Genomic DNA, 7434 nt, shown 5'->3' with positions numbered 1-7434 from the left:
GGCCCGCGCGGGCACGGTCGCCCCCCGGGCCAGGCAGCCCGTCGCCGTGGGCGCCGGTGGCGGCGACGAGCCGCCGGTCCGGGCCGGCGCCGACGTCCCCGCCGACGCCGGGAGCGCGGCGCCGCGGTGGGCGTCCAAGGCGGCTCTGGTGGCGCTGCTGCTGGGCTGGGGGGCGTGGGCGGCCAACCTGACCGCCATCGTCACGCGCGGCCTGGCCGTGGAGCGCTGGCCGTGGGCCAACATGTACGAGTTCGTGGTGGCGATCTGCTTCGCCGCCGCGACGGCGTTCCTCGGCACCCACCTGAGGTACAACGTCCGCTTCCTCGGCCCGTTCGTGATGCTCGCGGCCGCGCTGGGGCTCGGCTTCGCCGTCAAGTTCCTCTACACCGCCGCCGGGCCGGTGGTGCCCGCGCTCAACTCCTACTGGATCGCCATCCACGTCTCGGCGGCCATCCTGGCCAGCGGCCTGTTCGTGCTGGCCGGCGTCACGGGCATCCTCTACCTCGTGCGCGGCGACGGACTGTCGCGCCTGCCGTCGCGGGAGTACCTGGAGCGGGTGGCGCACCGCGCGATCGTGCTCGCCTTCCCGGTGTGGACGTTCGCCGTCATCGCGGGGGCGCTGTGGGCCGACAAGGCGTGGGGCCGCTACTGGGGCTGGGACCCCAAGGAGGTCTGGTCGTTCATCACCTGGGTGGCCTACGCCGCCTACCTGCACGCCCGCGTCACGGCGGGCTGGCGGGGCCGCAAGGCGACGATCGTCCAGCTCATCGCCCTGGCCTGCCTGCTGTTCAACCTGGTCGGCGTCAACATCTTCATCTCGGGGCTCCACAGCTACGCCGACGTCGGCTAGGAGCCCCGCCCGTCACCGAGGGGTCAGTCGTCGCTGCCGCCGCGCATGCGGCGGTCCAGCTCGCGGAGGAACTCGGGGTCGTCATCGGGGCCCTTTGGCGCCGGCGGCCGGGGCCCGCCGGGCTGCCGCCGCGCCCGCGCCGCGGCGGTCAGCGGCCTGCCGCGCGCCAGCCAGAACAGGCCGCCCACCAGGGGTACGAGGGCCACGATGAGCAGCCACAGCGCCTTGGGGGCGTTTCGGACGTCCTCCTCGGGGGTGGTGATCACGTCGAACAGCGAATAGAGCCAGAAGGCCAACAGAGCCAGGCCCAACAGGACACCTGCCATGCCCGAACTGTAAGCCATTCGCGACGTGATCGTGTCACCTACATGCACCATTTCGGGTGACTCGGGGAGGTACGCGTCGTACCGTGGAACCCGATTCAGCGGAGCCCTCGCCGGGCGGTCCCGATCGTCCGGCGGATCGCGCGGGCGCCACGGGCGTGGAGAGGTGCGATGGCCTTTTCGACCGACAAGGGCCGCCATCGGCGGGGTCGATGGTGGCGACGCGGGTCGTACCTCTTCTCCAGGCGCGGTGACGCGCCGCCCGACGCCGACCGCTCCTTCTGGGCCTACGACGGGGCCCTCCGCCCAACAGCCGGCAGAGACGGCCTGAGCGGCTCCGAGACCGGGCGCGGAGGCGACGGCGGCCGCCGCGGGAGCCTGTGGCCCGGGGGTGGCCGCGTGGACCGTGACAGGTCGGTGCGCGACTGGCTGGGCCGCGACCGGTCGCGCCGGCAGCGGCCCGAGCCGGAGCGGCCGGGCGGCGACCGGCACCGCGTCCTTCCCGACCTCGGCGAGGGCGCGCGCTCGCGGGACCGTCGCCGGCCGGACGGCGCCGAACGGCTGCCGGCCGCGGTGGTGGACCGGCCCGCCTACACCTGGCGCGACTTCGAGCTGGACGACACGCCCCTGAGAGCCCGGCCGCACCGCCCCGAGGCGCCCTCGCTGGGTGACGGGCTGCGGCACTGCGGCCGGCTGGAGACGATCCTGCACCGCCAGTGGGACGCCCGCCTGGGCCCGCCGCCGGCCGAGATCGTCCGTGCCGTGGAGAGCCTCGCCCGGCTGCCCGAGCGGCTGAAGGAGCTGCTCGCCGACGGGCTCGAAGGCATCTACGTCGGCCCCGGCGGCGTGCCCGACCTCGACGACATGGGATACCTGCGCGGCGCCCCGCTGCCGTCGGGCCGGGCCACCTGGGACATCTGCGCCGGCGCGTACGGCGACCGCAAGATCGTCGTCGGTGACAGGCCGTCGCCGACACCCGACGTGATGATGCACGAGGTGGGGCACGCCATCGACGACATCGACTCCGGTTACGGCGACTGGGTGTCGGACTCGCCGGAGTTCGTGGCACTGTACGAGCAGGTGCTGCCCCTGCTGGCCTCGTCCTTCCACCGCCAGGGGGGCGGGCTGGGCCGCAAGGAGTTCTTCGCCGACGCCTTCGCCGCCATCGCCTCGCGCCAGCGGCCCGCCCTCGTCGACATGCTGAACGGAGATACGCGGATGGCGCTCGACGTCATGCTGTTCTTCAACCGGCGCTACGGAATCTAGGTGATCGGGCATGTACGTCATCCGGCTCGCTGACGGGACCCTGCGCGTGCCGCGAAGCCTGACCAGCGAGGACGGCCGGCTGATCGGCAACGCCTACGTGGACGTCGAGCCCGGCGACCCCGACTACGACCGCTGGCTGACGGAGTCGCTGACGGAGGAGGAGCTGGCCGAGCGGCGTGACCGCTGGCAGGAGGACGACGAGAAGCTGGAGCGGGAGTTCCTGGCCTTCAGGGCGGAGCAGTCCCAGGGGGAGCAGGAGCCGGAGCGCGGCTAGCGCGGGGCCGGCGGGCCGGGGACGCGGGGGAGGTCTGGACAGGCGCCAGCCACGGTCGGCGGTTGGCGCCCTGGAGTGCCGTACGTGATCCAGATCGGCATCCCGTCGCGGTGACCCTGGCGCGCAGGATCACCATGACGGAACGTCACACGCGCGGGGACTCGCCTGCCGGCCGGTCGGCCGTCAGAACATCCTCGCCACGCAGAAGGGCGTGCACTTCCGACTCGCGGAACCGCCGGTGCCCTCCGGGGGTGCGGATACTGCTGATGCGGCCTGCCGCAGCCCAGCGCGTAACCGTCTTTGGGTCTACTCGGAAGAGGGCGGCAACCTCTCCCGGGGTCAGCAGACGCTCGCTGCTACTCTCCACCAATCTCTCCCCCTCGCATCCCGCTTCCTGCCAGCGGGCGGACAGGTAACCAGTGTGTCGAGCGAAGCCTGATTTATCCGTGGTTTTCGACAAAGATCACGGGTTGTTATCAGCTGACTGCCCGATTGTTATATGATAGAGCCTCTTTGGGGCTCTCATGGGTGTTTCTTTACGAAACTCCCTGACTGTGAACACTAGCAGCGCTCGTGCCGGATGCGAAGAGCGACCGCACTGTCCGCCGAGTAACCTCGACGTTGTGCGTCCCGTTCTCGTTTACACCCTGTTGCGCGTCCTTCTGTTCGTCGTGGCCTTCGGCGTGCTCTACCTGCTCGGCCTGCAAAACCTGTTCGTGCTGACCGTGGTGGCGTTCCTGGTGAGCGGCGTCGTGAGTTATGTGCTGCTGTCGAAGCAACGCGACGCGATGAGCGCACGGCTCAGCGGCAGACTCAACCGCTCGAAGCGGCACGACGACTAGGGCAGGGGGAACATGCCAATCCGGGCATGGTACTCCCGTCCAAGTCTTGTGGTGTCGCTACCGACCAGTAGGCCCCCCGGGTGAGGCAGGAACGCCTTCACCCCGATCCCGCGCTCGCGTCCCGGATTCCACGCGAGCGCCTTGCCCGTGCCGGGATGAATGGCCCCGATCCCCTCGCGCGCCACCGCGCCGGGCCCCGCCGAGTCGCGGCCACGGGGATTGTTCAGCCACCGCAGGTGGCCGCCGACGTAGACCGCCGCCCCCGTCACCGCCACCGCGTAGAGCGAGTCGCCGCCGGTGTGGTTGACCCACGTGGGCCGCACGTCCGCCGCCGTCGCGTGGGTCTCGAACCGCGCCGCGGTGTCGCACAGCCTGGTCGCGGTGCCCGCCCCGCCCGTGGTGACGACGACGAAGTAGCGCCCGTCGGGGGAGAAGTCGAGGCCCCGCACGTACGAGGGGAAGACCCGCCTGCACGCCGGCGCGTACGCCGAGGTCCGCCAGGCGGCGACCGTGGCCGTCGGGCGGCTGACGTCGATCAGCCCGAGCTGCGGCCGTGACCGGCCGCCGAGCGTGGTGAAGCTGCCGTCCACCGCGAGCCTGCCGCCCGCCACCGCGAGCGCGTGCACCTTCACGCGCGGGGTCAGCGGCGCCCCCGGCGTGATCGCGAACCTCGGGTCGGCCGCGCCGGTCGTCGCGTCGAGCCTGGCCAGGGCCGTGCGCGGCCGGGTGAAATCGCCTCCCGCGTACAGGTGGCGGCCCTGCCGGGCCAGCGTGGCGACCATGCCGCCGGCGACGCGCGGGGCGAAACCGGTCACCAGGGAGCCGTCGCGCAGCCGGAGCCGGGCCAGCGACCTGGCGGTCGCGCCGTTGACCGAGGGGAAGTCACCGCCCACGTAGACCGTGCCCGCCTCGCCGGCGGCCAGGCCGTGCACGGGTCCGTCCACCTCCGGCGCGAAGCCGGGCAGGATGCGGCCCGTGACCAGGTCGTAGGCGAACAGGTTGTCGCGGGCCAGCGTCGTCGTGCGCCCGGAGTCGCGCACCTCGCTGAACGACCCCCCGACCACGACGGTGCCGCCGACCAGCGCGATCGCGTTGACGATGCCGTCGAGCACGTGCGGAGTCGTGTCGGCCGGGTCGGCCGACACGACGCGGGAGTGGGCGGTGGGTGAGGCGGCCAGCAGGGCCGCGAGGGTGACTCGGGCAAGCATTCGCCAAGTTCTAGCAGGCTGTCCGTAGCGGTGTGGATACTTTCCGTCAATCGCCGGTATGGTCATAGGCTTGGGTCATGACGCGCGCTCAGTTGGACAAGAAGCCGGGCGAGGTCGCCGCGATGTTCGACCGCACCGCCCGGCGCTACGACCTGGTCAACGACGTGATCTCGATGGGCCAGGTGCGGCTGTGGCGCAAGGCCGTGGCCGCGGCCGTCGACGCGGGGCCCGGCGAGCTGGTGCTCGACCTCGGCGCCGGCACCGGCACCTCCACCGACACGTTCACGACGCTGGGCGCCCGCGCGATCGCCTCCGACTTCTCCCTCGGCATGCTGCGCACGGGCGTGCGCAGGCACGGCGGCAACGCGCTCAGCGGGCCGGGCGTGCCGTTCGTCGCCGGAGACGCGATGCGGCTGCCGTTCGCCGACGAGAGCTTCGACGCCGTGACCATCTCGGTGGCGCTGCGCAACGTGCACGACACCGGGCAGGCGCTGCGCGAGATGCTCCGAGTGACCAAGCCGGGCGGGCGGCTCGTGGTGCTGGAGTTCTCGCACGTGACGCTGCCGGCCTTCGACCTGGTCTACCGCGAATACCTGATGCGGCTGCTGCCCAAGATGGCCAAGGTGTTCGGCTCCAACGACGACTCCTACGAATATCTGGCCGAGTCGATCCGTGACTGGCCCGACCAGGCGGAGCTGGCGGGCCTCATCCGCGAGTCGGGGTGGGAGCGGGTCGCCTGGCGCAACCTGACGATGGGTATCGTGGCCATGCACCGCGCGTTCAAGCCCGCGTGACGGACGGGTTGGGTCAAAGGGTGTGCCCCCGCTGCCACTGTTCGGACGAAAAGCAGTAGACTGCGGGCCGAACAAGTTTGTGAAGGGGTTCACAAAGGAACGAAGGCGACACAACCCGAGGCCTTCAAGCGTGTAGGACAGGACAGTCCCGTGACCGTGCCCACAGCCACACAGGCTGACGCCGACGTCATCGTCGTCGGCGCCGGTCCCGCCGGTTCCGCAACCGCCTTTTACCTCGCCCGGGCCGGGCTCGACGTGCTGCTCATCGAGAAGACCACCTTCCCCCGGGAGAAGGTCTGCGGCGACGGGCTGACCCCCCGCGCGGTCAAGCAGCTCCTCAACATGGGCGTCGACGTCGACGCGCCCGGCTGGGTCAGGAACAAGGGCCTGCGGGTCGTCGGCGGCGGCCTCCGTTTCGAGCTCGACTGGCCGCGACTGGAGCGGTTCCCCGACTTCGGCCTGGTGCGCACCCGCCAGGACTTCGACCAGATCGTCGCCGAGCACGCCGTCCGGGCGGGGGCGCGGCTCATGCAGGGCGTCACCGTCACCGGCCCGGTCCTCGACGACCGCAGCGGTCACGTCGTCGGCGTGACGACCAAGGACGGCGCGACCTACCGCAGCCGCCTGGTGGTCGCCGCCGACGGCAACAGCACCCGGCTCGCCCTCGGCATGGGGCTGCACAAGCGCGAGGACCGCCCGATGGGCGTGGCCGTGCGCACCTACTTCACCAGCCCCCGCCACGACGACGACTACCTGGAGACCTGGCTCGAGCTCTGGGACGGCGACACGCTGCTGCCCGGCTACGGCTGGGTGTTCGGCGTCGGCGACGGCACCGCCAACGTCGGCCTCGGCCTGCTCAACACCAGCTCCCACTTCGGCAACATCGACTACCGCGTCCTGCTGAAGCGCTGGTGCAAGGCCATGCCGGCCGAATGGGGCTTCACCGAGGAGAACATGACGGCCCCGATCCGCGGCGCCGCCCTCCCGATGGCGTTCAACCGCCAGCCCCACTACACGCGCGGGCTCGTGCTCGTCGGCGACTCCGGCGGCTCGATCAACCCGTTCAACGGTGAGGGCATCGCCTACGCCATGGAGACCGGGGAGATCGCGGCCGAGGTCATCACCCGGGCGCTGCGCAAGGACACCACCCCCGCGCACCGCGAACGCACCCTGCGTACCTATCCTCAGGTACTGAAGGACGCCTACGGCGGATACTTCACGCTCGGCAGGTGGTTCGTCGAGGCGATCGGGAAGCCGGGGGTCATGAGCTTCGGCACCCGCCACGGTCTGCCCCACCCGAGGCTGATGCGCTTCGCGCTCAAACTCCTTGGTAATCTCACCGACCGGCGGGGCGATGCGTCAGACAAGATCATCAACGCACTCTCGAAGGTCGCGCCGCCAGCATGAATCCCACACACACCCGGCACATCCATAGATCAGGCTGCGCGTTCGCCCGCGTGGCTCCGGAGGAGGCGTAGCGATGGACCTTTACGTGCCCATCCTGGTGCTCGCCGTTCTCGCGGGGGGCTTCGCGATCTTCTCGGTCGCCATCGCTCCCTTCACCGGCCCCAAGCGCTGGAACCGCGCCAAGCTTGACGCCTACGAATGCGGCATCGAGCCGACGCCCCAGCCCGTCGGTGGCGGACGGTTCCCGCTGAAGTACATGGTCACCGCGATGCTCTTCATCGTGTTCGACATCGAGATCATCTTCCTTTACCCCTGGGCTGTGTCCTTCGCGCCGCTGAAGAACGACGTGGGCTCGGTGCTCTCCTCGGGCCTCGGAGTGTTCGCGCTTGTCGAGATGCTGCTGTTCATCGTCACCGTGCTCGTCGCCTACGCGTACGTGTGGCGCCGCAAGGGTCTGGACTGGGACTGAA

At 70.8% G+C, this 7434-nt stretch carries 10 protein-coding genes; 7 read left to right on the top strand and 3 right to left on the bottom strand.

Annotated features, from left to right (window positions below):
• A partial coding sequence (gene ccsB, locus CXR44_RS14030) for a c-type cytochrome biogenesis protein CcsB (RefSeq protein ID WP_101786613.1) occupies positions 1–850 on the top strand: 850 nt, incomplete at its 5' end.
• A 23-nt stretch (positions 851–873) separates the two neighbouring features.
• On the opposite strand, the gene CXR44_RS14025 is transcribed toward ccsB, so the two are convergent.
• Positions 874–1176, bottom strand: coding sequence for a PLD nuclease N-terminal domain-containing protein (locus CXR44_RS14025; RefSeq protein ID WP_101786377.1), 303 nt, complete (start codon positions 1174–1176; stop codon positions 874–876).
• Between the two features lie 396 nt (positions 1177–1572).
• Here CXR44_RS14025 and CXR44_RS14020 point away from each other — a divergent pair, with 396 nt between their 5' ends.
• Both CXR44_RS14020 and CXR44_RS14015 read left to right on the top strand, forming a co-directional pair.
• Positions 1573–2439: a hypothetical protein gene (locus tag CXR44_RS14020; RefSeq protein ID WP_245899132.1), complete on the top strand. Its 867-nt coding sequence runs from the start codon at positions 1573–1575 to the stop codon at positions 2437–2439.
• Positions 2440–2449: 10 nt separating this feature from the next.
• The gene (locus tag CXR44_RS14015; protein WP_101786373.1) at positions 2450–2713 is read left to right on the top strand and encodes a hypothetical protein; all 264 of its coding nucleotides are present in this window, start codon (positions 2450–2452) and stop codon (positions 2711–2713) included.
• A 145-nt stretch (positions 2714–2858) separates the two neighbouring features.
• Here CXR44_RS14015 and CXR44_RS14010 read toward each other — a convergent pair whose 3' ends face one another.
• Entirely contained in the window at positions 2859–3080 is a 222-nt protein-coding gene (locus CXR44_RS14010) for a BldC family transcriptional regulator (protein ID WP_026214226.1), read from the bottom strand.
• A gap of 256 nt (positions 3081–3336) precedes the next feature.
• On the opposite strand from CXR44_RS14010, the gene CXR44_RS14005 reads away from it, so the two are divergent.
• On the top strand, positions 3337–3555 hold the full coding sequence (locus tag CXR44_RS14005) for a DUF4229 domain-containing protein (protein ID WP_101786371.1): 219 nt from the start codon (positions 3337–3339) through the stop codon (positions 3553–3555).
• Here CXR44_RS14005 and CXR44_RS14000 read toward each other — a convergent pair.
• Complete coding sequence (locus CXR44_RS14000) at positions 3552–4763, bottom strand: hypothetical protein (protein ID WP_101786369.1); 1212 nt, start codon at positions 4761–4763, stop codon at positions 3552–3554. The two genes, CXR44_RS14005 and CXR44_RS14000, sit on opposite strands and share 4 nt — an antisense overlap.
• A 77-nt stretch (positions 4764–4840) precedes the next feature.
• Between CXR44_RS14000 and CXR44_RS13995 the strand changes: the two genes are divergently transcribed.
• The 3 genes from CXR44_RS13995 (at position 4841) to CXR44_RS13985 (ending at position 7433) form a co-directional block, all read left to right on the top strand.
• Positions 4841–5557: a demethylmenaquinone methyltransferase gene (locus tag CXR44_RS13995; RefSeq protein WP_101786367.1), complete on the top strand. Its 717-nt coding sequence runs from the start codon at positions 4841–4843 to the stop codon at positions 5555–5557.
• Between the two features lie 150 nt (positions 5558–5707).
• On the top strand, positions 5708–6964 hold the full coding sequence (locus CXR44_RS13990; RefSeq protein WP_101786365.1) for a geranylgeranyl reductase family protein: 1257 nt from the start codon (positions 5708–5710) through the stop codon (positions 6962–6964).
• Positions 6965–7037: 73 nt separating this feature from the next.
• Positions 7038–7433 (top strand): NADH-quinone oxidoreductase subunit A, encoded by a 396-nt coding sequence (locus CXR44_RS13985; protein WP_101786362.1) that lies wholly within the window; start codon positions 7038–7040, stop codon positions 7431–7433.
• Position 7434: the final 1 nt, after the last annotated feature.

The sequence above is a fragment of the Nonomuraea indica genome (genome assembly GCF_002850745.1).
In the GTDB taxonomy this organism is placed as follows: Bacteria; Actinomycetota; Actinomycetes; order Streptosporangiales; family Streptosporangiaceae; genus Nonomuraea; species Nonomuraea indica.
Note: the sequence above shows the minus strand (reverse complement) of the source record. Positions and strands in the feature narration are given on the sequence as shown.

What these genes read in the sequence shown, in the direction of transcription:
- CXR44_RS14025 (WP_101786377.1), bottom strand. Translation starts at nt 1,176, where the DNA reads ATGGCAGGTGTCCTGTTGGGCCTGGCTCTGTTGGCCTTCTGGCTCTAT.
- CXR44_RS13985 (WP_101786362.1), top strand. Translation starts at nt 7,038, where the DNA reads ATGGACCTTTACGTGCCCATCCTGGTGCTCGCCGTTCTCGCGGGGGGC.
- CXR44_RS14000 (WP_101786369.1), bottom strand. Translation starts at nt 4,763, where the DNA reads ATGCTTGCCCGAGTCACCCTCGCGGCCCTGCTGGCCGCCTCACCCACC.
- CXR44_RS13995 (WP_101786367.1), top strand. Translation starts at nt 4,841, where the DNA reads ATGACGCGCGCTCAGTTGGACAAGAAGCCGGGCGAGGTCGCCGCGATG.
- CXR44_RS14015 (WP_101786373.1), top strand. Translation starts at nt 2,450, where the DNA reads ATGTACGTCATCCGGCTCGCTGACGGGACCCTGCGCGTGCCGCGAAGC.